The organism is Agrobacterium sp. SORGH_AS 787, from assembly GCF_030819035.1.
Lineage (GTDB): Bacteria > Pseudomonadota > Alphaproteobacteria > Rhizobiales > Rhizobiaceae > Agrobacterium > Agrobacterium larrymoorei_B.
The window spans coordinates 140,115-166,008 of record NZ_JAUTBG010000003.1; the positions used below are offsets into that span (position 1 = coordinate 140,115).

The 25,894-nt window shown below is 56.3% G+C and carries 20 protein-coding genes and 5 pseudogenes; 16 read left to right on the forward strand and 9 right to left on the reverse strand.

The window, feature by feature from the left end:
• The first annotated feature begins 6 nt into the window (after positions 1-6).
• The 4 genes from QE435_RS24160 to QE435_RS24175 are packed head-to-tail and all read left to right on the forward strand — an operon-like array spanning position 7 to position 2,256.
• Positions 7-669 carry a conjugal transfer protein TrbF gene (locus QE435_RS24160; protein WP_349043059.1) on the forward strand — a complete coding sequence of 221 codons (663 nt, stop codon included), beginning with the start codon at positions 7-9 and terminating at the stop codon, positions 667-669.
• 17 nt (positions 670-686) lie between these two features.
• Positions 687-1,526, forward strand: a complete 840-nt coding sequence (gene trbG / locus QE435_RS24165; protein WP_349043060.1) for a P-type conjugative transfer protein TrbG — start codon at positions 687-689, stop codon at positions 1,524-1,526.
• Positions 1,526-2,005: a conjugal transfer protein TrbH gene (trbH, locus tag QE435_RS24170; RefSeq protein ID WP_349043061.1), complete on the forward strand. Its 480-nt coding sequence runs from the start codon at positions 1,526-1,528 to the stop codon at positions 2,003-2,005. Before trbG ends, trbH begins: the two co-directional genes overlap by 1 nt.
• Before the next feature lie 11 nt (positions 2,006-2,016).
• The gene (locus tag QE435_RS24175) at positions 2,017-2,256 is read left to right on the forward strand and encodes a hypothetical protein (RefSeq protein ID WP_349043062.1); all 240 of its coding nucleotides are present in this window, start codon (positions 2,017-2,019) and stop codon (positions 2,254-2,256) included.
• On the opposite strand, the gene QE435_RS24180 is transcribed toward QE435_RS24175, so the two are convergent.
• A protein-coding gene (locus QE435_RS24180; protein WP_349041349.1) for an IS5 family transposase occupies positions 2,220-2,974 on the reverse strand; the annotation gives its coding sequence in 2 pieces (ribosomal slippage) (positions 2,220-2,644 and positions 2,644-2,974; 756 coding nt in all). The genes QE435_RS24175 and QE435_RS24180 overlap by 37 nt on opposite strands.
• A gap of 69 nt (positions 2,975-3,043) precedes the next feature.
• On the opposite strand from QE435_RS24180, the gene trbI reads away from it, so the two are divergent.
• The 5 genes from trbI to QE435_RS24205 all read left to right on the forward strand — a co-directional run bounded on the left by trbI (position 3,044) and on the right by QE435_RS24205 (position 9,321).
• Positions 3,044-4,168, forward strand: coding sequence for an IncP-type conjugal transfer protein TrbI (gene trbI, locus QE435_RS24185; RefSeq protein ID WP_349043063.1), 1,125 nt, complete (start codon positions 3,044-3,046; stop codon positions 4,166-4,168).
• A gap of 201 nt (positions 4,169-4,369) precedes the next feature.
• Positions 4,370-5,179 carry an ABC transporter ATP-binding protein gene (locus QE435_RS24190; protein WP_349043064.1) on the forward strand — a complete coding sequence of 270 codons (810 nt, stop codon included), beginning with the start codon at positions 4,370-4,372 and terminating at the stop codon, positions 5,177-5,179.
• A complete protein-coding gene (locus QE435_RS24195; RefSeq protein WP_349043065.1) occupies positions 5,173-5,976 on the forward strand; it encodes an ATP-binding cassette domain-containing protein in 804 nt (267 codons plus the stop codon). Before QE435_RS24190 ends, QE435_RS24195 begins: the two co-directional genes overlap by 7 nt.
• Positions 5,977-6,040: 64 nt before the next feature.
• Positions 6,041-7,546 (forward strand): ABC transporter substrate-binding protein, encoded by a 1,506-nt coding sequence (locus QE435_RS24200; protein WP_349043066.1) that lies wholly within the window; start codon positions 6,041-6,043, stop codon positions 7,544-7,546.
• Positions 7,543-9,321 (forward strand): ABC transporter permease subunit, encoded by a 1,779-nt coding sequence (locus QE435_RS24205; RefSeq protein WP_349043067.1) that lies wholly within the window; start codon positions 7,543-7,545, stop codon positions 9,319-9,321. The genes QE435_RS24200 and QE435_RS24205 overlap by 4 nt, the downstream gene beginning before the upstream one ends.
• Before the next feature lie 133 nt (positions 9,322-9,454).
• Here the strand turns inward: QE435_RS24205 and QE435_RS24210 are convergent, their stop codons facing one another.
• Positions 9,455-10,618, reverse strand: a complete 1,164-nt coding sequence (locus QE435_RS24210) for an S-(hydroxymethyl)glutathione dehydrogenase/class III alcohol dehydrogenase (protein ID WP_349043068.1) — start codon at positions 10,616-10,618, stop codon at positions 9,455-9,457.
• Positions 10,619-10,726: 108 nt separating this feature from the next.
• Here QE435_RS24210 and QE435_RS24215 point away from each other — a divergent pair, with 108 nt between their 5' ends.
• The gene (locus QE435_RS24215) at positions 10,727-11,746 is read left to right on the forward strand and encodes a GlxA family transcriptional regulator (protein WP_349043069.1); all 1,020 of its coding nucleotides are present in this window, start codon (positions 10,727-10,729) and stop codon (positions 11,744-11,746) included.
• Between the two features lie 43 nt (positions 11,747-11,789).
• On the opposite strand, the pseudogene QE435_RS24220 reads toward QE435_RS24215, so the two are convergent.
• The 4 genes and pseudogenes from QE435_RS24220 to QE435_RS24235 form a co-directional block, all read right to left on the reverse strand.
• A pseudogene (locus QE435_RS24220) lies at positions 11,790-12,488 on the reverse strand (arginase family protein); the annotation flags it as partial.
• 315 nt (positions 12,489-12,803) lie between these two features.
• Positions 12,804-14,558 (reverse strand): alpha-glucosidase, encoded by a 1,755-nt coding sequence (locus QE435_RS24225; protein ID WP_349043070.1) that lies wholly within the window; start codon positions 14,556-14,558, stop codon positions 12,804-12,806.
• Between the two features lie 246 nt (positions 14,559-14,804).
• Positions 14,805-16,511, reverse strand: a complete 1,707-nt coding sequence (locus tag QE435_RS24230; protein WP_349043071.1) for an alpha-glucosidase — start codon at positions 16,509-16,511, stop codon at positions 14,805-14,807.
• A 397-nt stretch (positions 16,512-16,908) separates the two neighbouring features.
• A pseudogene (locus QE435_RS24235) lies at positions 16,909-17,027 on the reverse strand (IS5/IS1182 family transposase); the annotation flags it as partial.
• A gap of 443 nt (positions 17,028-17,470) precedes the next feature.
• Here QE435_RS24235 and QE435_RS24240 point away from each other — a divergent pair.
• Positions 17,471-19,399 carry a methyl-accepting chemotaxis protein gene (locus QE435_RS24240; protein ID WP_349043072.1) on the forward strand — a complete coding sequence of 643 codons (1,929 nt, stop codon included), beginning with the start codon at positions 17,471-17,473 and terminating at the stop codon, positions 19,397-19,399.
• 109 nt (positions 19,400-19,508) lie between these two features.
• Here the strand turns inward: QE435_RS24240 and QE435_RS24245 are convergent, their stop codons facing one another.
• Complete coding sequence (locus QE435_RS24245; RefSeq protein ID WP_349043073.1) at positions 19,509-19,673, reverse strand: hypothetical protein; 165 nt, start codon at positions 19,671-19,673, stop codon at positions 19,509-19,511.
• A gap of 222 nt (positions 19,674-19,895) precedes the next feature.
• On the opposite strand from QE435_RS24245, the pseudogene QE435_RS24250 reads away from it, so the two are divergent.
• From QE435_RS24250 to QE435_RS24270, 5 genes and pseudogenes are all read left to right on the forward strand, one after another.
• Positions 19,896-19,997: pseudogene (locus QE435_RS24250) on the forward strand (IS6 family transposase); the annotation flags it as partial.
• A 353-nt stretch (positions 19,998-20,350) separates the two neighbouring features.
• Positions 20,351-20,501, forward strand: a pseudogene (locus QE435_RS24255) (IS21 family transposase); the annotation flags it as partial.
• Positions 20,501-21,335, forward strand: a pseudogene (gene istB, locus QE435_RS24260) (IS21-like element helper ATPase IstB). The pseudogenes QE435_RS24255 and istB, both read left to right, overlap by 1 nt.
• 318 nt (positions 21,336-21,653) lie before the next feature.
• On the forward strand, positions 21,654-22,895 hold the full coding sequence (locus tag QE435_RS24265; protein ID WP_349043074.1) for an alpha-hydroxy-acid oxidizing protein: 1,242 nt from the start codon (positions 21,654-21,656) through the stop codon (positions 22,893-22,895).
• Positions 22,896-22,984: 89 nt separating this feature from the next.
• Positions 22,985-23,887 (forward strand): LysR family transcriptional regulator, encoded by a 903-nt coding sequence (locus QE435_RS24270; RefSeq protein WP_349043075.1) that lies wholly within the window; start codon positions 22,985-22,987, stop codon positions 23,885-23,887.
• On the opposite strand, the gene QE435_RS24275 is transcribed toward QE435_RS24270, so the two are convergent.
• Both QE435_RS24275 and QE435_RS24280 read right to left on the reverse strand, forming a co-directional pair.
• A complete protein-coding gene (locus tag QE435_RS24275; RefSeq protein WP_349043206.1) occupies positions 23,884-24,549 on the reverse strand; it encodes an NADP-dependent oxidoreductase in 666 nt (221 codons plus the stop codon). The genes QE435_RS24270 and QE435_RS24275 overlap by 4 nt on opposite strands.
• 101 nt (positions 24,550-24,650) lie before the next feature.
• Positions 24,651-24,776, reverse strand: coding sequence for a hypothetical protein (locus QE435_RS24280; protein ID WP_349043076.1), 126 nt, complete (start codon positions 24,774-24,776; stop codon positions 24,651-24,653).
• Positions 24,777-25,894: the final 1,118 nt, after the last annotated feature.

The window sequence follows — 25,894 nt, forward strand, 5'->3', positions numbered from 1 at the left end:
GACAGAATGGCCGGACAGAATGCCCCAGATAATCCCTACATCGCCGCTCGCAACGAGTGGAACGAGCGTTATGGCTCGTACGTCAAAGCGGCGGCCGCCTGGTGCGTAGTTGGCATTGCCGGCATGACCATGGCCGTCATTGGCTTCGGCTACGCGCTCTACCAGAGCACCCAGGTCAAGCTCATCCCGTACATCATCGAAGTCGACAAGCTCGGCACCTCGGTCAATGCCGGCTTCCCCCAGCAGATTGAATATGCCGATCCCCGGGTCGTTCGCGCCACACTCGGCAGCTTCGTGTCGAACTTCCGATCAGTCACACCGGATGCGGTCGTGCAGAAGCAATATATCGATCGCACCTACGGGCTGCTGCGCACCTCCGATCCCGCGACCGAAAAGGTCAATGCGTGGTTTCGCTCGAATTCGCCCTTCGAGAAGGCGAAGACCGCAACGGTGGCGATTGAGGTCAACAATATCATCGCTCTGTCAAACCAAAGCTATCAAATCGACTGGACAGAGTTCGAGCGGGATCGCCGCGGCAAGGAGACGGCGACGCGCCGCTTCCGCGGCATCGCCACCGTGACACTGACGCCGCCGCAGGACGAAGGCGTCATCCGACTCAATCCCATTGGTCTCTATCTCCGCGACTTCGACTGGACCGCACAGCTCTGAAAGGCATGGCTCCCAACATGAACATACGACATCTCAGAATAGGGGCCGCCCTGACTGCTAGCGCAGCGATCCTGATGGTTTTCCTCACCTCCCACGCGCGTGCCGCCGATGGTGTCACAGCCAACGAGGCGAAAGGCGTGGGGATTTCGGCACAATGGCGCGGAAACCGTGGCTTGGTTACGAAAGGCGCGGACGGCAAGGTGATCTTCCTTTATGGCGAGGTACAGCCGTCCGTCGTCTGCTCGCCTCTGCAGGTCTGCGACATCGAGCTTCAAGGCGGCGAAGTCGTTCGTGACGTCCTCGTTGGCGACACGGTGCGCTGGAAGGTCGAGCCAGCGACCTCGGGTGCGGCCGGTGGGCAGGCGATCCATCTGATCGTTAAGCCTTCGGAGCCGGGTCTGGTCACGTCGATGGTCGTAACGACGTCGCGGCGGACCTACCACATCCAGCTGAAATCGCATGCTACGCAGTATATGGCACGCGTGGGCTTCGAATACCCGGAGGACGTCTCGGCAAAACTTGGCGACGTCAACGCGCGGCTGGAAGCCAGCACGGTCCCCGGTGCTGGGGTTCCTGCCGAGCAATTAAGCTTTGCATTTTCCGTCTCGGGCAACGCAGGCTGGCGGCCGACGCGGGTCTACTCGGATGGGCAAAAAACCTACATTCAGTTTCCGAGGGCGATCTCCGGCCAGGACGCACCAGTTCTTTTCGTTGTCTCCGGCGGCCAGAACCGCATCGTCAACTACCGCATGAAGAGCAACATGATGGTGGTTGACTACAATATCGATCGTGCTGTCCTTGTCTCGGGCGTCGGCTGGAAACAGCAAAGGGTGACGATCAGCAGGGGAGGGCGGTAATGTTAAACGCCGTCCGTCACGTGGGAAATCGTCTCAACCTCATCCGTTGCTTGGTCACCGCCGTCACTCTCGCCCTCCTTCTTCCCGGATGCCGGTCGATAGAGAATGAGACTCTAGCCATCAGCGCCGCCCCTGCGGAAGTCTCCGGGCCAGCTGCGGGCGCGATCGCGGGCGATATGGTCAGCCGACTTGCGGAACAGATCGGACAAGGAAAAGCGACCGTTGCTCTTAACCAGGATGGTTCTCCGTTCGGGCAGGCGCTTGAAGCGGCATTGAAGGGATGGGGTTATGCCGTTGTCACCGATCAGAAGACGGATAGTGGCGCGCCCATCATTTCGCTCGCCTATGTGATCATGCCTTATGACGGCCAGATCCTCGCACGGGTCTCGACCAGCGCGGTCGAACTATGTCGGGTCTACACAGTGACGACATCAGGCGCGACTCCCATCAGTGCGCTGTCGCTCATGCGGCGCGGGTGAGGGAAAACATGATGGTGCAGTCTCTCAAGCTTGGTGGTGCTAAGAACGGTCAGGCTACGTCCAGCATCAAGCGGCTAAATCGCGTGCCAGTCATCGTCGTGATCGTGCTGGCGGTCGCATTTTTCGCCATCATTTTCATTGGGCTTGCCTCGCGAGGGCTTCACTTCGCCAGGAATAGCGGCCCCGACGTCATTTCGGGCACTAGGCTCCAGACTCAATTGATCCACCATGTGACGATCGCTGCAATGTAGCACGTTGCCTCGAAGTTTATCATGAGCTTGTCGTATCGCGTCGCGACACGTCTCCAGTCCTTGAGACGGCAGAATGTCCGCTCGATTATATTCCGTCTTCGGTAGGCGACCGGGTCGAACGGTCTGATCCTCTTTCGGGTTGGATTGTTTGGGATGACTGGTTGCGTGCCGCGTGCTGTCAGGAAGCTGCGTAAGGCGTCGCTGTCGTAAGCCGTATCTGCGGCGCACAGACGTGTCGGAGGCAGGGGATCAAGGAGCGGGATGGCAATGGGTGCATCACCACGTTGCCCAGGCGTTATTCGCAACGCGACTGGACGGCCACAACCATCGACAACAGCATGGACTTTTGTCGATCTGCCGCCTCTCGATCGACCAATTGCTTCGGCATCCGCCCCCCTTTTCCACCAGCGGCAGAACGGTGTGCCTTTGCGGTTGTGCTATCGATCATATGGATGTCGCGATCGGTCGTTTGCACCAGAGACTCAAACAGTCGCCGCCATATCCCTTTTGCAGACCAGCGATGGAAGCGATTATAGATCGTTGTCGAAGGCCCGTAGCAGGATGGACAATCCTGCCAGCGGCAACCGGATCGCAAGACGTGGATGATGCCGCTGATAACCCGGCGATCATCAGTACGATGAGCGCCGGGTTGGTTGGTCGGAAGCAGCGGCGAAATCACTGCCCACTGTTCGTCATCAAGCCAAAATTCGCCCGCCATGGTCAAACACTCCTGCTTCTACAGGCAGTGAATCATAGATAGCCAATCTCATCAACAATTTGATTGGGTTTGGACCCTAAAGCTTCGACGTATGCCGAACAGATCAAGCGAGGTGTCAGCGACGGAATCATTGGCGAGCCACTGCAGCAGCCGACGTTCCAACCGACGCCGGTCGAGATGAAACAGGCTGAAGGGAAGGCGGCTAATCCATTTTACCCTCAGCCCGAGCAGGAACAGCAAAACCACGGCTCGGAGCTAGAGCCTGAGGAGGTTTGGCGAGCCCGTCTCGCCCGTGAACAAGAGGAACAGGTTCTGCGCGAACGGCAGCGCCAGCGTATGGCCCGCTTGCAGGCGAGGGGCTCCGCCTACGACGCGCCGCTTGCCATCGATCGTGGCAAGCTGGACGCGCGGACAGGAAAAGATGGAAGCGCCACGGCTCAAGTGATGACGACAGCCGCTACGGGCTCCAACGCGTCCGATCTTTACGCCGCGGCCCTGCGCGCCGGGATGGGCGGGCAGAACCTCGACCCGAACGGTCAGAATTCCAAGGAAGACTTCTTCAATGCCGATCTCAAGGATCTTGGCTATTTGCCAAACCGCGTCGTACCACAGCAGTCCCTATACGAATTGAAACGAGGCTCGGTCATTCCGGCGATATTGATAACAGGCATCAACTCTGACCTTCCGGGACGTATTACCGCCCAGGTCAGCCAGAATGTCTATGACAGCGCAACGGGCCATCGCCTGCTGATCCCGCAGGGCACCAAACTGTTAGGTCGCTATGACAGCAAGGTTTCGTTCGGGCAGAGCCGGGTCCTCGTTGTCTGGTCTGATATCATCTTCCCGAACGGTTCGACATTGCAGATCGGCGGCATGGCAGGCACGGATGCGGAAGGTTACGGCGGCTTCAGTGACAGAGTGAACAACCATTACCTCAAAACTTTTGGCTCGGCGGTCATGATCGCTTTGATCGGAACGGGCATAGACATGGCCGTGCCCGAGAGCTCAACGCTTGCCACGCAGGATACGGCATCCGATGCGGCGAGACGAAACTTTGCTGAGACTTTCGGGCGCGTAGCCGACCGCACGATCCAGAAAAATATGGACGTGCAGCCGACGCTGGAAATCCGGCCCGGCTACAAATTTAATGTTCTCATCGATCAGGACATTGTTTTTCCAGCGCAATATCGGTGAGGAAGCGCAAGCGAACGGCCTACGTCTAGAGCGTGATGGTCGTTTATTATAAGCGCAAGCCAGCTGTCGTCGTGGCAAAGAGTGAGACGCCCTTACGGGGAGTACGTCAGATCCGCAACTTTGAAAACATGAAATTGATGTTGACATGTTATATCATTACCTATTTTACGTTTCGCTGGTTTGAACGGTAGAGACGATGATGTGAAAAGGGAAACAGTGCTCCATGTGAGCGCGCTAAAAATTGGCATTAATGGACGCCAGATCGTCAGCGACGTTGAATTCTCGATCGCATTTGGCGAGCGGGTGTGCCTTTTGGGAGCCTCCGGCTCTGGCAAGTCGATGACGGCGGCGGCGATCCTCGGGCTTGCCCCGCCACTTGCAACATGTAGCGGCAGCGTGCGTATAAAGGGGCGCGAAGTCCTGAACGTCCGCGTTCCCCAACGTACATCGGACACACGGCTTGCAATGGTGTTTCAGGATACACATTCGGCGCTCAATCCACTCATCTCCATCGGCTCTCAGCTTGAGCAGCCGTTGCGGATACATTGCGGCTTGACCGTTGCTGCAGCACGTCAGGCTTCCCGAGAGCTTCTGGCGTCGATTGGACTACCACCCACCGATGATTTCTTGCGTTCCAGCGCAGCGGAAATTTCTGGAGGTCAACGACAAAGGGTATGTATTGCGCTGGCTCTGGCTTGCCGCGCGGATCTCATCGTTGCTGATGAGCCCACCACAGCGTTGGATGTGGTGGCGCAGGCGCAGGTTCTGGATGTTTTGAATCGGGTGACTGGCGGATCTGAGGGCCCAGGTCTTTTGTTGATCACCCATGATATTTCAGCGGCGAGCCGCGTGTGTGAAAGAGCAATTGTCCTGGCTGACGGCCGGATAGTCGAGGAGGGTACAATAGATGAAGTTTTGAACCGACCTCACCATCCATTCACCTGTGATCTGGTCGATTGCGCCTTCGACGCCTTTCATATCTTACCGGCCGAGGAACGCCCCAAATGCTGAACTCTGACGGCTCTTTCCTTTCAGTCTGCGGGCTCAATCGGAGCGTTCCCGTCTCAGGCGGATTTTGGCAAAAGACGAAAAGGCGCGCGATTTTGCAAGGCGTCGATCTCGTTCTTCGGCCTGGCGAGCGGGTTGGCCTGATCGGTGCATCAGGATCTGGCAAAACAACATTGTTGCGATCTTTGCTCGCCATAGATTTGCCGGACGGCGGAACGATCATGTGCAAAGGCAGAACTGTCAGACCGTCCAGTGCAGAAAAGCTTAGCTGGTACCGTCAGTTGGTACAGTACATCCCGCAGGATCCTTCTGCTTCCCTTCACCCACGGATGACTGTCCGCCAGCTCGTGGAGGAACCTTTACGCTGCCTTGGCGTGGACTGTGACCTTGAGGCGCGGGTTCGGGAAGCCTTGGAAAGCGTGGGGCTCAGTAATGAGTTCTTGAGAAGGCGGCGAAACGAACTATCGGGGGGCCAGGCGCAACGCGTCGCCATAGCCCGCGCGATCGTCACGTGCCCGGCATTCCTTATTGCCGATGAACCTGTGAGTGGTTTGGACCTGCCGGTGCGTCGCCAGGTCAGCGCAGTGCTCCTAGATCTTTCAGAAATGCGACAGACCGGGTTGCTGGTCGTCTCGCACGACATCATGCATCTCGCACACATCTGTACGCGCATCATGGTGATGCACCAGGGCTGCATCATCGAAGATCGTCCGACTGCCGAGGTCATTGGCAACCCAAATCACCCACACACCCGTGAGTTGATAGCGGCCGCACGACCGTCAACATATCGCGTAGCTTAGTCGCACTGCTCTAAGCCCCTTAAGCCAAAATTGTCGTCACGTGAAATTCGATGGAGTTAAATTCATGATTAAAAACCGCACACTTGTTCTAGCAATGCTCGCAGGGTCGGTCCTGATCGGTGACAGCGGTTTTGCGAGCCGAAGTTTTGCGGAGGATGCAGGAGGCAGTGAGAATATCCGCGTAAGGCTGGCCATGCTTCAGCCGCCACGCTCTGGATTGACGCCCCTTTCGGACGATGCGTTCAAGCTATCCCGGTGGAGCATGGCGGAAACTTTGATCAATCTCGACGCCGGCGGCCTGCCGACGCCTTCTCTTGCAACGGAATGGTCGCAGCTTGATGGTCATACGTGGCGTTTTATCATTCGCAGAGGTGTGAAATTTCACGATGGGACTGAACTCACGCCGGAACGCGTCGTCGCCTCGCTGACGGCGGCCACGAAAGCCTCCCCGAAGCCGCGCATTCTTGACGGCGTTTCGCTCGAAATAATGACTGATGGCGATGACGCGGTTATGATCCGCTCGCGCGACGTTGATCCGCTAATACCTAATCGCCTCTCAAGCCCGCAACTGGCCATCCTGGCGAAGCGCGCTTATGGGGAAAACGGTCGCGTCAATCCCATTGAAGCCGGAACTGGCCCATTCGTGTTGAAAGAAATTAACGGTACGACCAGCGCCAAGCTCGATCGTTTCGACAGCTATTGGGGTGAAAAAGCCAGGGTCGCGGGAATTGACGCCGACTATGTACCGGACGGCACGGCGCGCGCTGCGGCGCTACGCACCGGCACTGCTCACATTGTCGAGGCGATCCCCGTCTCCCAGGCGGCACTACTCGACCAGAAGCTTATTCACGAAGTGCCGATGCCGCGTACCAACACGCTTTATCTTAACACCAAAACGGGGGTCTTCGCCGATCCGGACAAGAGACGGATCGCTGCCGCAGCGATTAATCGGGATATGATCGTGCGCATGGTTTATGAGGGACGTGCCGACATTGCGCGTGGCCTGCTGGGGCCCGCTCTGCCTTGGGCGGCGGGGTTGAGAAAGCAGGCGAACGCCCCACAGAGGGGCAACGCAGCAGGGGCAGAGATCGTACTCGCCACATTCACCGATCGGGCCGAGCTTCCAGAAGTAGCGGTACTCCTGCAGCAGCAACTGACCGATGCAGGTTTCACGGTAAAGATGGAAGTACGACAATACGCCCATATTGAAGCTGATGCCCTGGCTGGCCGTTTTGACGCCTTTGTTCTCTCGCGGGCAACCGTCCTCGATTCCGGCGACCCCGTCGCGTATATGTTCAGCGATTTTTCGTGCGCGGGTAGCTTCAATCTCTCCCAGCTCTGCGATCAGGGCGTGGATGCCGCACTTCGTCGTGCTCAGGAGGCATCGGCCGGTGAGCAACGCCACCGTGCAATTATCGAGGCTGAAGCGGCCATTCTCGCCACAAATGCTGCTATTCCCATGCTGCATGAGAGGGTTATTCAGGGAGAAGTGGCCCGAGTGGCTAATGCTGTGCGCGACCCGCGGGAGCGCCAACTGGTCAGCACGAAAACCAGCTTGGGGGCAGAATGACCCGAAGCGTGGGACCAACAGCACTAAAAGCCCACCGGTTTAGCGGGGGTTGGACGGCAGCGCTGAAACCTTTCATACCAGCCATTTCGCGGGTATTAACGCTTTTTGCCGCGCTGGTGTTGGTCGGGCTCCTGCCCTGGCTGACGGGTCGAGATCCGGCGATGTCGATACTACGGGCGCGGTCCGGCGAGCAGGAGGCTACGCCGGAAGCTCTCGGCGCAATCCGCGCGCAGCTCGGTCTTGATCAGGGGCCGACCAGCTATCTCCTCGGATGGTTCCGCGGCCTCATGAATGGTGACGCCGGAATATCCTGGATATCCGGCGCACCCATTTTGCCTGGGATGTTGAACGCGGCAGGCGTGTCATTGACGCTGACAGGAGCGGCACTCGTGGTTGCACTGCCTCTTGTGTGCTTGCTTTGCCTGCCGGTCATTCGTTCAGGCTTGCGTGGCGAGGTCAGCCTGTCCTCCGGGACATTAGCGGCGGTTTTCACCGCCGTGCCTGAGTTTTTGCTCTCGACCTTGTTGCTCGTCGTCTTTGCCGTGTGGCTGCCGTGGTTTGCGCCTTATGGCTGGACAGGATGGCAAGACGCCGTTCTGCCAGCGATTGCGATGGGAATTCCTGCTGGCGGCTTGCTGGGCAGGCTGTTTTCGAATGCCCTGGCCGAGACTTTTAATGAGCGTTGGGTCGCGACCTGGAGCGTTGCCGGCTTCTCAAGACGACGTATTCTGCTGGCGGTTCTTGGGCGCGCGCTACCGGGTCTCCTTCCCCAGGTCGGCATGGTGATGATTGGGCTGACGGGCGGTGCAGTTGCCGTTGAGCAAGTATTTTCGATACCGGGCCTTGGTCGAGCGACGATAGGGGCGGCTTCGGCGCAAGATCTCCCTGCACTTCAAACAGGCATCTTGCTTATGCTTTTGATAGCAGTCGCGCTCGGCAGCCTTGCAAATGTGACAAGCGGATACTTGCTCGGCCCGGCACTGCGTAGTGGCGCGTTGCCGGTCGCAACCACCAAGAAGGTAGTATCTCGCAGCGCTTTTATCATTCCGGCGACGATAATGATTATGCTCATTGCCTTAATCGCTTTCGGCTTGCCGCGGGACCCCTTCACATCGGCATATCTGCGACTTCAGCCGCCGAGCTTTGCCTTGCCACTCGGGGCTGATGGCATGGGACGCGATGTGCTCGCGCGCATCGCGCACGGAGCCTTCTCTACTATTTCCACCGCGCTCATTACCGCCGCAATTGCGCTGTGCATTGGGCTTGTTGTTGGGACAGCGCCCAGGCTGATGGCTGGCCCAATCGAAGTTACCAAGGCGACGCCGCCGGTTGTTTCTGGGCTGATCGTAGCAGCATTGATGGGACCCAGTGCTGGCGGCGCCATGATTGCGGTTCTGGCTGTAAGCTGGGCACCTCTTGCTGCGCACGTCGCAGCACTGGTCACACAGGCGAAGGCTCAGCCCCATGTCCAGATGGCACCGCTTTTGGGCGTTGGACCTCTACGACTAGTCTTTCGTTACATTATGCCGTCGGTCTTCGGCCCGGTATTGGGGCACGCGGCTCTGCGGCTGCCCGGCATCGCGCTGGCGCTCGCTGCCTTGGGCTTCCTTGGGTTAGGCGCGCGCCCACCATCGCCAGAATGGGGTCTCGTTCTGGCCGAGGGGATGCCCTATCTCGAACGCGCGCCATGGGCAGTCTTCATGCCAGCGACTGCTCTGGTTTTAATTGCTATTCTTGCGGTATCACTCGCCAGCCTCCAGCGACGGGGATTTTAGATTGGAGCACGGCATCCGAGAGCTCTCATGGTCAATTCCGGCATGGCAAAACTTCGCCATGCCGAACTCGATCCCCCTTTAGGCTTTTCGCCTTCGGGTACGATCGTCGATCGCCTCCGGGCCGACAAGGCGTTCAGGCTGGCACTATCTTTCCTGCTAGTGAATTGACCAGCATTGTCTCCTGCGGTCGAAAGTGAATGACCGATCTGATGGACTCTCCGGCGTGCAGAAGGTCGAAAGCGATGTTGATTTGCTCATGCGCCATATTGTGGGTGATATACGGGTCGACATCGAAGTCGCCGCGTAACCACTCGTCGACCATCCCCGGAAGTTGGGTCCTGCCGCGCACGCCCCCGAACGCCGACCCTCGCCATACTCGTCCCGTTACGAGTTGAAACGGCCGGGTGGAGATTTCCTCACCTGCACCTGCAACACCGATAACTGTGCATTCTCCCCAACCTTTGTGGCAGCATTCGAGTGCCGACCGCATGACATTGACGTTGCCTATGCACTCGAAGGAATAGTCCACACCTCCGTTTGTCATATCGATGATGACCTGATGAACGGGTTGGGCAAATTCCTTCGGATTAACGCAATCAGTTGCACCGAGACTGCTCGCCAAGGCAAACTTGTTGCGATTTGTGTCGATACCGATAATCCGGCTTGCACCGGCCATTTTTGCGCCTTGCACGGCGGCCATGCCTACAGCACCTAGGCCAAATACGGCCACAGTTGAACCTGGTTGAACTTTGGCGGTATTGCGTACCGCGCCCATCCCCGTCGGAATGGCGCACCCCATGACACTCGCCTTGGCCAGTGGCGCTTCCTTCGAGATTTTCGCCACCGCAATTTCTGGCAACACCGTATACTCGCTGAATGTGCTAGTGCCCATGTAGTGATGGATCATCTTTCCCTTATAAGAAAAACGTGATGTGCCATCCGGCATGACGCCGCGACCTTGAGTTTTGCGAATTGTCTGGCAGAGGTTTGTCTTGCCTGACTTGATGAATGGGCAATTTGGATCTTCAGGGATGTAGAGCGGGATGACGTGGTCACCGGCTGAGACAGAGGTGACACCCCGGCCGACTTCCTCGACGATGCCGACGCCCTCATGCCCAAGGATTGCAGGAAACAGACCCTCTGGATCCTTGCCGGAGAGGGTAAAAAGATCGGTGTGGCATAAGCTCGTTGTGACGATGCGTACTAGGACCTCGCCATCCTTTGGTCCCTCGAGATCGATTTCTTCTATTTCCAAGGGCCGGTTCGGCTCCCATGCGATTGCTGCGCGTGTTTTCATGTCTTCTCCACATGTTGAAAGTGAAGGGGTAATGTTATATCGAAAGCATCGAGTGTCGAAGAATGCCTGCCGGTCGATTTCGGCCAAACTTGCGGGTGAGATGCGATCATGACAGTTACAGCATATGAAGATCAAACCACCAGGAGATCCACAGGTGACCACAAGGTTCACATTGTGATCTATCCCGGGTTCAAGTCTTTGGAGGCTGTGGGCCCTATCAATGTATTCGCGTACGCAAATCGCCACTTAAGCCTCTGCGGCGATCCCAGAAGATACGAAGTTTCGGTCGTCGCGCCACGGGCTGGCGTCATATCCTCAGACACATTCGTATCATTGGAGGCGTCGGAATGCCTCCCCGAGGCAATGCCCTTGTCGACGGTGATGATTGCCGGTGCGATCGATATCGAAAATGCGCTTACTCGGGAACCCGAACTGATTGATTGGTGCCGGAGGCGCGCTTTTGATGCGAACCGTTTCGCCGCACTTTGCTCAGGAAGCTTTTTTCTCGCCGCAGCCGGCGTGCTCAAGGAACGCCGTGCGACAACGCATTGGAGCGTCGCTGATCTTCTTCAGCGACGGTTTCCAAACGTGAACGTCGATGCAAACGCGATTTTTGTTCAGGATGGCAGCATCTGGACGTCCGCTGGCGTCACGGCAGCGATTGATCTCGCGCTCGCCTTTGTCGAACAGGATTTTGGCCGTAACATCGCTCTGGATGTTGCGCGTGATCTGGTAATCTACCTGAAGCGTCCTGGTGGCCAGTCCCAATTCAGCACCTTTTTGACAAGTCAGATGTCTAGTTCGCCGCAGATGGCGGAGATAAAGACTTGGATGCTCGCAAATTGCGAACAACCTTTGACCGTGCCGGATATGGCATCAAGAGCCGGGATGAGCGTGAGAAGTTTCTCGCGTCAGTTCGCGAAGGAAATGGGCGTCACCCCCGCAGATTGCCTCGAGCTTGCAAGATGCGAACGAGCCGTATCAACGTTGCTCGAGACGGATCTTCCAATGAAAACAGTTGCATTCAAAGCTGGGTTCGGTTCAGACGAACTCATGCGCAAAGCGTTTGTCCGGCGATTTTCGCTGACCCCACGCCAGTATCGCGAACGTTTCAAGACAACAGCGTAGGCTCATAAACCATTGGCTTCCGCCGATGGTCAGTATCGTGAAGCTAAATCCCTGTCGCGACAGGCCGTTTATCTGCGGGCGGGGCGACAGCCGGGCTGATGCGGATCAAACTAAGAATTTCAAATAGCATTTGAGCGCCGGTATAAGCGGTAATAGTGGTAGAGTCGTGTTGGAGAGCCACTTCGACCACATCGTCGCCCACGAAGCTCAGTCCTCTTGGTCCATGAAGAATGTCTGATGCCTGCCGGCTTGTAAGACGGCCGACCGCCGGCGTTCCGGTTCCGGGCGCAGAGGCGGGATCGAGGCTGTCAACATCGAAGGGCAGATAGGGCGCCCCATCACCTACCACTTCGCGCTCCTTCTCGATGATTGCGTCGGCTTCCATTTTGCTCAGATCCTCAGCATGGAACACAGTCTTGCCGCTTTCGTACGAAAACTCTTAAAGAAACCCCGCAGCGCCACGAATACTGATCTGAACCATGCGTGTGGGATCAAGAACACCGTCGAGAACCGCGTAGCGGAACGGGCCCGGTGATGAAACTTCGTAAGGTCATCGGCACCACCAGTATCACAGTGGGCATCAATGTGTATCATACCGAAACGGCGCTCGCGGCCGACTGCCCTGAGGATCGGATGCGATTGAGTGGTCGCCGCGACGAAGAGCGGTATAACGCCTGCTTGGACGACCTTGGTTGAAGTAGGCCACAATATCGTCATGGCTCATTTCAAGTCTTCAGAACTGGTGGGCTATCGCCGCGAAGGCGACGACCAATACGAAATCAGCGATGCGGAAATGTCGCGCCAGCGCCGCCGCGTCGGAATGGTGTTCCAGCGCTTCAACCTCTTTCCACACAAGGCTGCGCTGGAAAACATCATGGAAGGCCCGGCCCAGGTTTTGCGGAAGCCAGTAGCCGATGTTCGCAACCACGCAAAATGTCTTCTTTTTCGCGTGGGGTTGGGCGACAAGGCCGGACATTATCCCTCACAATTGTCAGGGATCACCCGCCGGGTTGGATGCCGGCGGGCCAGTGCGTTTCATGAAAATTCGGTGGTAGAATTACCTCACCTTGTAGATGCCTGACTGCCAGGGCTGAAGCTCAAGGCTTGCAGCCCCCGCAGCTGGGGCTGCTGGCGAACTGCTCTCAATCAGGGTTTCGGCAATATGCATGCCCTTCGGAAGCGTAAACTTCCTTGGCTGTTCCTTGAAGTTGACTACGACCAGATAGGTCTCGCCATCCTGGCTGCGCGTATAGGCATAAACATCGGCATTACTCGGATCGATGTCGTGATAGGTCCCGGTCGAAAGAGCGGGGGTTTCATGTCGAATTGAGATCAGACCGCGGTAAAAGCTGTAGACAGATTTAGGATCGTCAACCTCCCGCGCTGCGTTGATCTCGGGATAGTTTGGATTGACCTTCAGCCAAGGCTTGCCTGTCGTGAATCCCGCATTAGCACTATCATCCCATTGAAAGGGCGTGCGGGCGTTGTCACGGCTTGTCAACGCCACATTGGTCAGCAATTCCTCGGCAGTTGCCTTTCCGGTTTCGACATAATCCTGAAAGAAGCCTTTGACTTCGATATCATCAAAGTCCTGCAGCGTCTTGAAGGGGTAGTTGGTCATTCCGAGTTCATCTCCTTGGAAGATGAACGGCGTTCCCCTCTGGGTAAGGGTAACGGTGGCAAGAGCCTTGGCAGAGGCTTCGCGCCATTGCGGCCGGTCGTCGCCAAAATGCGATACAGCACGGGGGTTATCGTGGTTGCCGAGGAAGAACGTGTTCCAGCCATATTCGCCGGCGATGGCGTCGACCTTATCGATCGTCTGACGGAAGTCCGCGAGGGTACGGGGAACGGTGTGCCAACGATCCAGTGCGCGATCATAACGGATCAGATCGAAGGTGAAAGCCATATCCAGCTCTTTCCTCCGGCTGTCGATGAACAGCGGCACTTGATCGAGCGGGGCGCCGAAGATTTCGCCGGCCGTGACCGCGTCATAATGATCGAAGACCTTCTCGTGCATTTCCTGCAGGTAACGATGAAGGTTCGGCCCTTGGGTATAGGCCTCCGCGAAGTTCTTCATCTGCTCCGGTGTCAGATCCGGGAAACCCGGTGTCTTCGAGTAGGTAGCCACCGTATCGAACCGCATGCCTGACACGCCCTTGTCGAGCCAGAACCGCAGCATCGCATAGAGTTCCTCGCGAAGCTTAGGCGTGTCCCAGTTCAGATCTGGCTGCTGACGACCGAAATAATGCAGGTAATATTGCCCGGTTGCGGGGTCCTTCTCCCATGCCGAGCCACCGAAAAAGGAAGCGTAATTGTTAGGCGCATGGCCGTCTTTACCGTCACGCCAGAAATAATAGTCGCGGTAGGGATTGTCCTTGGAAGCCCTGCTTTTCTTGAACCATTCGTGTTGGTCGCTCGAATGGTTGATCACGACATCGACCATCAGCCGCATGCTGCGTTTCTTCAGCTCGGCCACCAGACGATCGAAGTCCTCCATCGTCCCATATTCTTTCATGATCTCACGATAGTCGCTGATGTCGTAGCCATTATCGGTGTTGGGAGACGCGTAATGTGGATTGATCCAGACGGCGTCTATGCCGAGCCCCTTGAGATAGTCGAGCTTCTCCGTCAGTCCTTTGAAATCGCCGATCCCATCACCGTTGGTATCCTTGAACGAGCGCGGATAAACCTGATAGAAGACGGCACTTTTCCACCATGGCGCGCCCGGCTTTACGGTCTCCTCAGCCTTCGCAGAGGAGACGCTTGAAAAAGCAAGCATCATAGACGCGGCGAATAATCTCTTAAGAAGCATGATTTCGTTCCTTTGCATAAGAGGCAAACAACATGTACTTCCTCCCGCTTCCGGAACATCTCCCCTCATGACTCCGAAAGCCGTTTCGGATTCAGATATTGCTTGTTACCAGTCTCCTTCTGCTTGAGTGGATGGAAGGGTTGAACCGTACTGGCGCGCGGACTTGATACGTAAACCAGCCTTATCCCGCCTCATCTCTTGCTGGTCCAAAACCCTGCCGGCGCGTACTTTCTGCCGATGGGCGCTTCATGCGCAGTGGTAAATCCGTGCTTCCCAACCCGCCAGCTCGATCCGTGCAGCATCATGCTGCATGCGGTCCACTTGCGGGGCGCGGCCGATAACCAGTGACGTGGCGCTCACGTCTGTCGGAAGAACCAGTTCCTGCGCATCGCGCGAGAAGTTAAGCGCGACCACATAGCGCTCGGACCCCAATGTTCTCGTATAGACGAAGAGGTGCGGATGATCCGGCGCCAAGTCGTCATAATCGCCGTAGATGAGCGCCGGTGTCTCGCGCCGGAAACGGATAAGTGCGGCGTAATAATGGTAGATCGAATCGGGATCGGCGAGTGCCGCATCCGCATTGATCGCCCGATAGTTCGGATTGACCGATAGCCAGGGCTTTCCACCCCGGGTGAAGCCGCCGTCGGAACTGGCGTCCCATTGCATCGGTGTGCGGGAATGGTCGCGGGAAATTTTCAGCATCTCCGCGAGAAACTCGGCTGCATCCGCCTTACCGGTCATGACCTCAGCCTGCCAGGCGTTGCGCACCTCAATATCGTCGTATTCCTCGACCGAGCCGAAGGGATAATTGGTCATACCCAATTCATCGCCCTGATAGATGAAAGGCGTGCCCTTCAGTGTCAGGATAAGCGTGGCAAGAACCTTGGCCGAAGGCACCCGCCAGTCAGGATGATCATCACCGAACCGGGAGACGAGACGAGGATTGTCGTGGTTGGACAGGAAGACCGTACCCCAGCAGTGCCGGTCGGTCGCAGCGTCCAGTCCGGCATAGATCGCCTTCAGTTCCGGCAGGGCCCAAGGCTTCGTGTGCCAGGTCTCGCCACGACCGATGCGTACAGCGTCGAAATTGAAGATCATGTTCAGTTCGCCGCGCCGTTCGTCGACCAGAAGCGGCGTTGCATCCGTCGTCACACCGAAGGCCTCGCCAACCGTCATCACGTCGTAATGCGACAATACCTCGCGGTTCATTTCCTGAAGATAGTCGTGCAGGCGGGGACCCGAACCGTGGAAAAACTGCGGCGCGACCCGATGATGGTCAGGGTAGTCGGGCAGGCCGTCCTGCTTGGAGATGAAGGGGATGACATCCATGCGGAATCCGTCGACGCCCTTGTCCAGCCAGAAGCGCATGATGTCATAAACATCCGCGCGCACAGCCGGATTGTCCCAGTTGATATCCGGCTGCTTAGCGGCGAAGAGGTGCATGTAGTATTCGCCGGTCGGCGGGTCGTAAGTCCACGCCGAGCCCGAAAAGAATGAGCGCCAGTCGTTCGGCTCGCGGCCGTCCCGGCCGGGATGCCAGATGTAGTAATCACGGTACGGGTTGTCTTTCGAGGCCCGGCTTTCGGCAAACCAGACATGCTCGTCGCTGGTATGGTTGACGACGAGATCGATGATCAGCCGCATGCCGCGCTTTTTCGTCTCGGCCAGCAGGGAATCGAAATCTGCCATGGTGCCGAATTCGCGCATCACCTCGCGATAGTCACGGATATCGTACCCGTTGTCGGCATTCGGAGAGTCGAAATGGGGGCTGAGCCAGATGACATTCACGCCTAGACCGAGGATGTAATCCAGCCTCGCAGTTATGCCCGGAATGTCGCCGATGCCGTCGCCGTTTGAATCCTGGAACGAGCGCGGATACACCTGATAGACAACAGCTTCTTTCCACCAGCGGCGCGTGATCGTCGTTGATTTGAAGGATTCCATGTCAGTCATTATTCCATGCTCCTGCGGATCCCAGCAGAGAAAACACCGGAGATAAAGAGCCCGCGTAAGATCATGCTGTTTCCTCGCTACAAAATACAAACGACCATCGTTGCGCAGGGAAACCATTAGGTGCTTGGAGGTTTTTTACAAAATCGAAACACGAGAATCAACCTGGCGGTCGATAAAACGAGCTCGATGCTCTCATTGGTTTGCAATTAAAGCGCGGTGCATCATATTGGATGCACAAAGGACGCTTTACCTTTTTTGAATCGACGCGTGGTGCTTTCCGACAATCGAGTTAGATTTTCGGGCCGATGACGTAGAACGTATATTCACTCCAAGCTTATTCAATTCTTACTGTCGCCAGTTTCGGATATAAGATAGTTCGTCGGTTTTTGTCGTATCAGGTAGCGATAACGATGAAATTTTGAGTTTGCGACAGACGCGCTCTACTAGATTGCGCTGTCTGCATACTCGTTTGCCTTTGGGTACGCTTCCCTTCCGATTGTTCTTGGCGGGGATGTTCGTCGTCAGCGAGGCTGAGAAACCTGATCCAAGTCAAATCGTATACCCTCGATTTAATGTCCTAAAACATTTAGTGTTTCGTAAGGATAATTTTAATTAATAATTAATTGCCTTAAGCAACAATTGAAGTCATTGGTCAATACGTGAGGAATCTATATATGTGCGGGAATATAATTCTACTATATGGCTATACATAATGATCTAATTTCATGAATAACGGCACATCCCTGCCATAAATTTCATTAACCCTATCAGACAAATGTACCAGCCTCTTAAATGCACAAATTGACGTGAAGCATCGTGGATGAATTGCTGCCTCTATAACATCCATTTGCAGCGCTCCACGGCGATCTTACTTATGTCCACTGCGCGATTAGACGCTACTTCACTTTGAAAGAACCGCTTCCAAGATCTAAGCTTGGAATCACAGGCACGAGGATAAAATGTCACTCTTAAAGAATGCTGCAATCCGAACGAAGATATTAGCTGTTGTCGCGCCGATTTGTGTCGTCGGTATCGCAGGCGTTGTTATGATGGCCGAGCGATATCAATCGTCGAATGACGCATATAACAAGTTCATCACGGCCGACAATATAGCAGCGATCAGAATGTCCAACGCCACCAGTTCTTTGGTGGCCACGTCTTATAATGCTTATAGATCTATCGCAAACGGCCAAAATGAGACGGCCAGGCAGAGCGCGGCTTCGGAGTATAGGATCAACACAAAGGCGTTCGGTGAAAATCTAAGTTTCGCCAAGGCGCTCATACCGCAAAGAGCCGCAGAGATTGATGAATTCGGCCGAAGGGGCAACGCCATCTTCGCCGTGGCGGATCAAGCTATCGATCTTGATGCCGCGGGGCGGCATCAAGAAGCACTCGCAACTTTGGCGAAGACTGACCCGATGATCGCAAAATGGGGCAAAGACGCATACGACTGGAACAACGCCAATATACAGCAGATTCAGTCTGATGGCCGCAACTTGAGCACTGGGGCAGACAATTCCATCCTCTTCACGCTAGTCGCTACGAGCCTCCTCTACGTTGTTGGCTTGGGGGCGGCCCTCCTTGTATCATCTCGCGGCATTACTCAACCGATTGCAAGGCTGCGGGAACGAATGATGTCGCTGGCCCAGGGTGAGAACGATGCCCCGGTGGATGGCCAGGACCGACGGGACGAAGTCGGCGGTATGGCTGCGGCGGTCTCTGTCTTCCGCGAAAACGCGATCGAGCGTATAAAGCTCGAAGCAGAAGCAACTGCGGCCCGAAATCAATCCGCCGAAGAGCGTGAACGAACTGCAACTGCCGACCGGTTGCGCTCCGCGGAGATGGCAAAAGCCACCTCTGGACTTGGCGAGGGACTTCGTCATCTGGCAAATGGTAACCTCTCATTCGAGCTTATCGAACCATTCGCTCCTGATTTTGAAACTTTGCGCATCGACTTCAATGCTGCTGTCACGCAGTTGTCGGAGACGCTCCTTGCCGTCGCAAGTGCCGCAGGCACTATCGACAGCGGGAGCCAAGAGGTCAGTACAAGTGCAAATGATCTTTCTAAACGGACAGAGCAGCAAGCTGCAGCGCTGGAAGAAACGGCCGCCGCACTCGATCAGATCACGGTCAATGTGACAAATTCCTCCAAGCGCGCGGAGGACGCCCGTAGGATTGCTGCTGAAGCGAATGAAAGCGCCACTCAATCCGGGCGTGTTGTCGCCAATGCCGTTGAGGCAATGGAAAAAATCGAGGCTTCTTCTAACCAGGTATCCAACATCATAGGTGTGATCGATGAGATCGCTTTTCAGACGAATCTTCTCGCCCTCAATGCAGGAGTAGAAGCTGCAAGAGCGGGCGATGCTGGGAAAGGTTTCGCGGTCGTTGCCCAGGAGGTCCGTGAGCTAGCTCAGAGGTCAGCCCAGGCTGCCAAGGAGATCAAGGACCTGATCCGGAATTCGTCCACCGAGGTTCAGCACGGAGTGAAACTCGTCGGCGACACCGGCATAGCATTGAAGACCATTGAGAACTATATCGTTGCGGTCAATCAGCACATGGACGCCATTGCAACCTCTGCTAAGGAGCAGTCCGTGGGGCTTGCCGAAGTCAATACGGCCGTCAATCAGATGGACCGGGTGACGCAACAGAACGCCGCCATGGTTGAAGAAAGCAGTGCAGCTGGGGCGCAGCTTGCAGCCGAAAGCACCAAGCTGCGTGAGTTGATCTCGCAATTTCAGTTAAAGGACGCGTCAAGAAGAAGGGTGTCAACCTCTGAGGCCGATGGCGACCAGCGCTCAACTCATTCACCCGCCAAAATGCTGGTCCATAGGGTGGGTAGAGTTTTTTCCGGCAACGCTGCTTTAAAGGACAGTTGGGAGGAGTTTTGAGGAGAGCCAACCGGCGCTCGCTCTTGCGGATCTGGCGAATCCACGCGGTCCGCTGTTCCCGTAGTGGTTGTCGGCGAGCTATTCGAGGAATGAAAGAATCGCTCGACAATCAGGCACCCGCTTTCGCCCAGTCGGTGCGGTACTTGGAGTAGCTCCACCGCATGTTCGCAATGCTGCGGGCAGCCACCCTTGAGGATTGTTCGGCGTCAAGACTGGCATGATCGGTCAGTTCGACGGACTCCGACCGCATCATCGCAACGGAAGGCTGCAGCACTGGTCCGAAAGCCGGGATCCACTTTCGGATAAGGACGATCCGTTGGTTAAAAGAGTAGAGCGCCTTGGAGCGTCGGGAGAGACGTATGGCGCTCTACGGCAATAATCGCAGACAGGTGATCGTCGAACAGCAGTTCTACGACAACCTTGATCACACCGATCCGCAGCGTCAGGTCACGTCTTAACGGTTCGTGGCTAATCCCTCGCTACGGACACGTCGGCCATCAGCTACAAGAACCACCGTTTTCCACCGCAGGTCATCGCCTATTCAGTGAGGCTGTATGTCCGCTTTCCCTTCAGCCTGCAGCTGTTGGAAGAAGTCCTGATTGTGTTTGGGCGTGGAATATTGACTCAATGCCGGGGGTGATACTTATCCAATTTTGCCCCCTTTGGATTTCATCCGACCATCCGGCTTTTGCCAGCGGATGGAGTAGGGATTTAAAGAGGGGGGATACGATTGCCCGTGTCCGACGAGCCTTCCATGTTCAGGGTTGGTCGGTGAAGAGGACCGCCCGAGAGCTGAATTTTTCTCGTAATAGGGTGCGCAAAATCTTGCGCTCCGATGCGAGCGATTTTCCCTATAAACGTGAGCATCAACCCTTGCCCGGATGAGAGCTGGAAGGGAAATGTCGAGCGGTTTCTGATTGCCGATCTGCCTGCCAGGAAGTTCTTGATCACGGCGTCTGCTCTGCCTCGGTGATCATCATATTCTGGCGCGAAACCGCGGTCCGGCTCCCGCAGCAACCCTGTAAATCCGGATGCGCTTCGACTGAGCCATGGGCCGGTCGCCGACTGCGCCCATTATGACAGCCTCAGAAGGGCAAGTTGATGGAACGCACACAGGTTCTCGAACTGATGAGCACGCTGAAGCTTTATGGAATGCGTAGCGCCTACGACGAGGTCATGGGCGACGGCATCGAACGGCAATACGAACCACCGCGCATTGTCGGTGACCTCCTGCAGTCGGAAATCGCCGAGAAGCAGGCACGCTCCATTCGTTACCGGCTCACCATCGCCAAACTGCCGTTGGCGAAAGACATTGACGACTTTGACTTCACCGATACGCCCATCAATGAATCCCTGGTGCGGGAGATGGCTACGGGCACCTTTGTCGCCGACCAGCGCAATGTCGTCCTTGTCGGCGGCACTGGAACAGGTAAGATCTCGCCGTTGCAATTGCGCGTCCGCTCATCCGTAAGGGCACGCGTGGGCGCTTCTACAATGTCGTTGACCTGGTCAACCGCCTGGAAATGGAGACACGCAACGGCAAGCAAGGACGGATGGCCGATTACCTTACACGCCTCCACTTCATCATACTCGATGAACTCGGCTATCTGCCGTTCGCGCAGGCATGAGGTCAGCTCCTATGCCACCTGATCAGCAGGCTCTACGAGCGAACCTCTATCATCGTCACGACAAACCTTGCCTTCGGCGAATGGCCGTCGGTATTTGGCGATGCGGAGATGACAACCGCATTCCTCGACCGTCTCACCCAACATTGCGAAATCGTAGGAACCGAAACGACTCTTGGCGCTTCAAAAACCGCTCTCAAGCTAAAGCCGAAGATACCCATCACCCGCACTTGGCCTACCCTTTGCACCCTCGGCCAGCGCCGGGCAGGCCAAGCGCTGATCGCATACAGGGGCTCAAAATTGGGCTATAATGATAGTCAGCGAGGCTTGGTCCGGCGGCGACACGTGGTCTTGGCGGAGAACTTTGTGATTGTTAAGGCTTACCGAAGTACCAAGCGGCAACAGGGTGTTGATATTCGGATCTTGAATATCAACACATCAAGTAACCGGATTTGACTAACATTAAAGCTGATTTTATTCCCACCACTTGGGACAATTTAGCCTATTGCCTTCCCAAGGCAGCAGCCGAAAGGCTCGGCGCTAATAAGATCGCAAGTACGTGCGTGAGCCCCGGTTTATCATCTCAGCAGCGTCACGACGACGTTTGCTATCAGCACTAGGATTACATCATGCCGATCACTCGTCGGGATTTGTTCGTGGGTGCCGCCTGCAGCGTCGTTGGAGGCGCTGTTGGCGCTGGCGCTTTGAGCTCTTTATCCATGCAGAACCCCATCAATGTTGCTGACTATCGCAAGCTGGCGCAATCGCGTCTGCCCAAGATGGTTTTCGACTATCTCGAAGGCGGTGCGGGCGACGAGCGGGCGCTTGCCCATAACCGATCGATCTTCGATCGCGTGAACTTCCAGCCGAAACGCCTGACCGATGTGAGCAAAAGAGATCTGTCGATTGAGTTGTTCGGAAAAACCCAGGCGGCGCCGATCATGGTCGCGCCCACCGGCCTCAACGGATGCTTTTGGCCGAATGGCGATATCGCGTTGGCGCGCGCTGCCGAAAGGGCTGGCATTCCCTTCGGACTTTCCAGTGCGTCGACCTCGACCATCGAGGAAGTGGCCGAAGGTGCGGGTGGTGACAAGTGGTTCCAGCTCTATGTCCTGAACCGTGCGTTCTCCGAGGAACTCGTTCAGCGGGCTAAAGATGCGGGCTACACCAAGCTTGTTCTGACGACTGATGTCGGAGTCAACGGATTGCGCGAACGCGATGTGCGCAGCGGCTTTAAGGTGCCGATGAAGATCACTCCGAGCGTTGTCCTCGATGGCATCACGCATCCGCGGTGGTCCTTCGACTTTATGATGAATGGCATGCCACAGCTTGCAAATTTTGTCAGCAAGGACGCAAGCGACGTTACCAAGCAGGCGGCGATCATGAGCCGCGCTATGGACGCCAGCTTCGATTGGGAAGGCTTGAAGTGGCTTCGTACGATCTGGCCGCACGAACTGCTGGTCAAAGGCATTCTGCGCGCCGACGATGCCGTACGATGCATCGACGCGGGTGCCGACGGCGTGATCCTGTCGAACCATGGTGGCCGTCAGCTGAACGATGCGCTCGCCCCGTTTCAGGTCATTGCGGAGACACGTAGCAGAATTACCCAACCGATACTGGTCGACAGTGGCTATCGTCGCGGATCCGATATAGTGAAGGCGCTTGCGCTGGGTGCCAATACGGTTCTCCTGGGCAAGGCAGTGCTGTACGGCCTGGCCGCACGCGGCGAGCAGGGGGCATCCGAAGTCATCAAGCTTCTGATGGCCGAAATCGACAATACGCTCGCCCAGATCGGGTGCCGCAACGCTCGCGATCTGACGCCGGAATACATTGTCGAGGATAACCGTCGGCTGATGATGCCATCTGCCTAAAACGACATGCTGGGGGCGGTCACGCCGTCCCCAGCATTTCAATCTGATGATCGCGTGGTATGAGGGGTGTCAGACTCGGATATCGCTCGATGCATGACCTCAACCTCGCCAGAATTCTCATCGCCGTCATAGAGACCGGCAGTTTCAGCGCCGCCGCCAAAAGGCTGAGCCTGTCTCAGCCGTCAGTCAGCCATGGTATCGCCCGACTGCGCGACCTGACGGGTGACACGCTTTTTATTCGTAATCGCAACGGTGTCACACCAACAGCGCGTGCGACGCAGATTTATCATGAGTCGCGTCTGCCTTTGCAGGCGCTCGACAACGCCTTTTTTCCGCATCCAGAATTCTCGCCGGCCTCCTCGCAGGTGACTTTTACGATCGCACTGACCGACCTTGGCGAAATGTCGTTCATTCCGCCAATCGTCGCCCGTTTGCGGCGGGAGGCGCCCGGTATCAAGCTTGAGATCGTTCCACTCACGGTTCCCAACGCAGACGAGTGGCTTCGCTCCCACAAGGTAGATCTCGTTCTCGGCAACATTTCTCCGTCGGTTCCCGATATACGCTTTCTCACCATCTTCGAGGAGCAATACGCCTGTATCGCGAGCAGTTCCCATCCTAGAATAGGCGACAGCCTGACGATCGATGATTTCCTCCGTGAAGGACACGCAGTGATCGCCAGTGGCAGCGGGCACTGGCAGGCGGGGACGGGAGATCTTCCGGATGATATCATCGGCAGGATAGAACCGCAGATTGTGGTGCGGTCACGGCACTTCGTCGTGCTACCGGAGATTGTGGAAGGCAGCGATCTGATCGCCACAATGCCCTCAACTGCAGCCCGCTTTTTTGCCAGGCGTCCCGGGATTGCATTTCATGCGCTGCCATTCGACGGCCCGCGCTTCGACGTCAATCTACTGTGGCGGGATCAGGTGGTGTCAAATCCGGCGCTCACGTGGCTTATCGAGGGGATCAAGGCAACCCTGGTTCGAATTTAATGTAGGGAGATTGTTGAAGATCGGCGATAGACGTCAAAGGCGAGCCGCTTTGAAGAAGCCGGATCACTTCGCCTCACGCCCCCGAGAGGAGTTGATCCATCTGATCCAACGTACCCGACTCGGCAAATCGAGGATTGGCGCTGCCTTATTCGCGTCGAGAACCGGCTCCACAAAGCTTTTGATTTTTTCTGTGAGCCACCGCAGTGACAGAAAGCCGCCCTTTTGAGGGTTAAGAATGCCCGATCAAAGGTCTCGCCGCCGACCGTGTCGAAGACGGCGTCCATATCATGCGCTACGTCCTCGAAACGCTGCTGTCTATAATCGATGAATTCGTCTGCGCCGAGACCGCGGATATAGGCTTCGTTAGGGGCAGAACCCATGGCGGTAACATGCGCGCCTATGGTTTTCGCGAGTTGAACGGCGAGGGAACCGACGCCGCCCGAGCTGTTGGTAATCAACAGACGCTGGCCATCGGAGAGTTTGGCAAGGTCGAACAGGGCCTGCCATGCCGTTAAGGCTCCAAGCGGAAGCGCTGCGGCCTGGACGAAATCGAGATTGAAAGGCTTGCGGGCCAAGTCGCCAGCACTGGCAATAGCGTATTCTGCAAACCACCCCGTAGGTAAAATGCCATACACCGCATCGCCAACTTTAAAGTCGCTCACGCCATCTCCGAGCTCCTCAATGGTACCTGCTATCTCACCTCCTAGGTGTATGGGGAACGACATGCCCAGGCGCTGCCCAAGCCCATCTCGGATTTTCCAATCTACTGGATTAGCCCCGCCGCATAGACTTTGATCAGAGCCTCGCCAGCCCGGGGGATCAGGCGGTCGATGTCGGTATATGCGACCACGTCGTTGTTGCCGTAGCCGTCGATGACAACCGCTTTCATTCTTCGTTCCTATCTGCTCGCTCAGCTTCTGCGTTTGATCGACCTTCGATCGCTCAGAGGCCAATCTGATGTCCACACTTCCTTTCACTATGCGCCGTGGTCACAAGCAGCGCGGCAAGGGCATACCCACCCACTCTGATGAAGAAGCGCAACTAACCTTCGCTGGCATCGCTGCGCGATACCGTTCTCGTTGAGCGTTCCGCGCTTGGAAAAGCGATCGTAACCGGAGCCGACGGAGACGGCCGACGGTTGGCTGCGTGCCGCAGGCATAGAGTACGGTCGCAAAGCGATGGCCCAAACCGCGACAAAAACTACTGCCAGTGCTCCCCGAATTGACCTGGCATCATCCACTACCTGACCAGCGCACCTCGACTGGCCGATTAAGGATGGCTTCAGCTTGTTGCTTTCGCTTATCAGCATCCGGCGTGCGTAGATCGTTTTCACTCCTGACGATCAAGACAACCGTGTTTTGGCTTTCCAGTTCACCCAGCGTACTAACACTGGGATATACAGCCATAAGCTTTAAGCGCTGATCTGGCGCAAGACCTACGTCCATATAATCCCGCCGAGTGGGAACCAGTATAACCTTCACCCCAAGTGCCTTTTCCGCCTCTTTACGCCTATCCTCGATGTCGCGCGCGCGGCACTCCTGATCACTGATCCGAAATACGGCGGTGGCTGACACGCTTGCGGATTTGACAGTGGGGAACCAGCGCTTGTAGGGGCGGGGGCTGCTCCATACAGCGTTGTACTCGAAACTTTCTCCAGTCGGCAGACAGCCACCGGCCTGAACGTTTGTTGGCAAAATGGCAAAGTACGAGCACGCGAGAAGGCAGAGTGACAAAGTCCCCCACGGCACGGCTGTAAATGTTCGGCGCGGTACTACAGTGCCCTTCCAGTTTAGTGAGAGGCATACTTGGGACATCTAGCAAACCCTTTTTCCTCATATCTTTGGTCGCTAGCTGTAACACGGAACCGGTGTCCTGCAAGAAGGCTAGTCCCTTTGGATTCCACCGGCTCCGGAAAATGCTACGGCGCTCCTATGACGATCACGACTGAAAGTGCTCATAGTAATTCTGGCACCAAAGTTGATGCCGCTGCAAGATGGGAACTTGGCT

Coding starts and splice junctions, on each gene's coding strand:
- QE435_RS24200 (WP_349043066.1), top strand. CDS start 6,041: ATGATTAAAAACCGCACACTTGTTCTAGCAATGCTCGCAGGGTCGGTC.
- QE435_RS24265 (WP_349043074.1), top strand. CDS start 21,654: ATGCCGATCACTCGTCGGGATTTGTTCGTGGGTGCCGCCTGCAGCGTC.
- QE435_RS24205 (WP_349043067.1), top strand. CDS start 7,543: ATGACCCGAAGCGTGGGACCAACAGCACTAAAAGCCCACCGGTTTAGC.
- QE435_RS24270 (WP_349043075.1), top strand. CDS start 22,985: ATGCATGACCTCAACCTCGCCAGAATTCTCATCGCCGTCATAGAGACC.
- QE435_RS24195 (WP_349043065.1), top strand. CDS start 5,173: ATGCTGAACTCTGACGGCTCTTTCCTTTCAGTCTGCGGGCTCAATCGG.
- trbH (WP_349043061.1), top strand. CDS start 1,526: ATGTTAAACGCCGTCCGTCACGTGGGAAATCGTCTCAACCTCATCCGT.
- trbG (WP_349043060.1), top strand. CDS start 687: ATGAACATACGACATCTCAGAATAGGGGCCGCCCTGACTGCTAGCGCA.
- QE435_RS24215 (WP_349043069.1), top strand. CDS start 10,727: ATGACAGTTACAGCATATGAAGATCAAACCACCAGGAGATCCACAGGT.
- QE435_RS24210 (WP_349043068.1), bottom strand. CDS start 10,618: ATGAAAACACGCGCAGCAATCGCATGGGAGCCGAACCGGCCCTTGGAA.
- QE435_RS24280 (WP_349043076.1), bottom strand. CDS start 24,776: ATGAAAGCGGTTGTCATCGACGGCTACGGCAACAACGACGTGGTCGCA.
- QE435_RS24230 (WP_349043071.1), bottom strand. CDS start 16,511: ATGACTGACATGGAATCCTTCAAATCAACGACGATCACGCGCCGCTGG.
- QE435_RS24160 (WP_349043059.1), top strand. CDS start 7: ATGGCCGGACAGAATGCCCCAGATAATCCCTACATCGCCGCTCGCAAC.
- QE435_RS24175 (WP_349043062.1), top strand. CDS start 2,017: ATGGTGCAGTCTCTCAAGCTTGGTGGTGCTAAGAACGGTCAGGCTACG.
- QE435_RS24225 (WP_349043070.1), bottom strand. CDS start 14,558: ATGCTTCTTAAGAGATTATTCGCCGCGTCTATGATGCTTGCTTTTTCA.
- QE435_RS24240 (WP_349043072.1), top strand. CDS start 17,471: ATGTCACTCTTAAAGAATGCTGCAATCCGAACGAAGATATTAGCTGTT.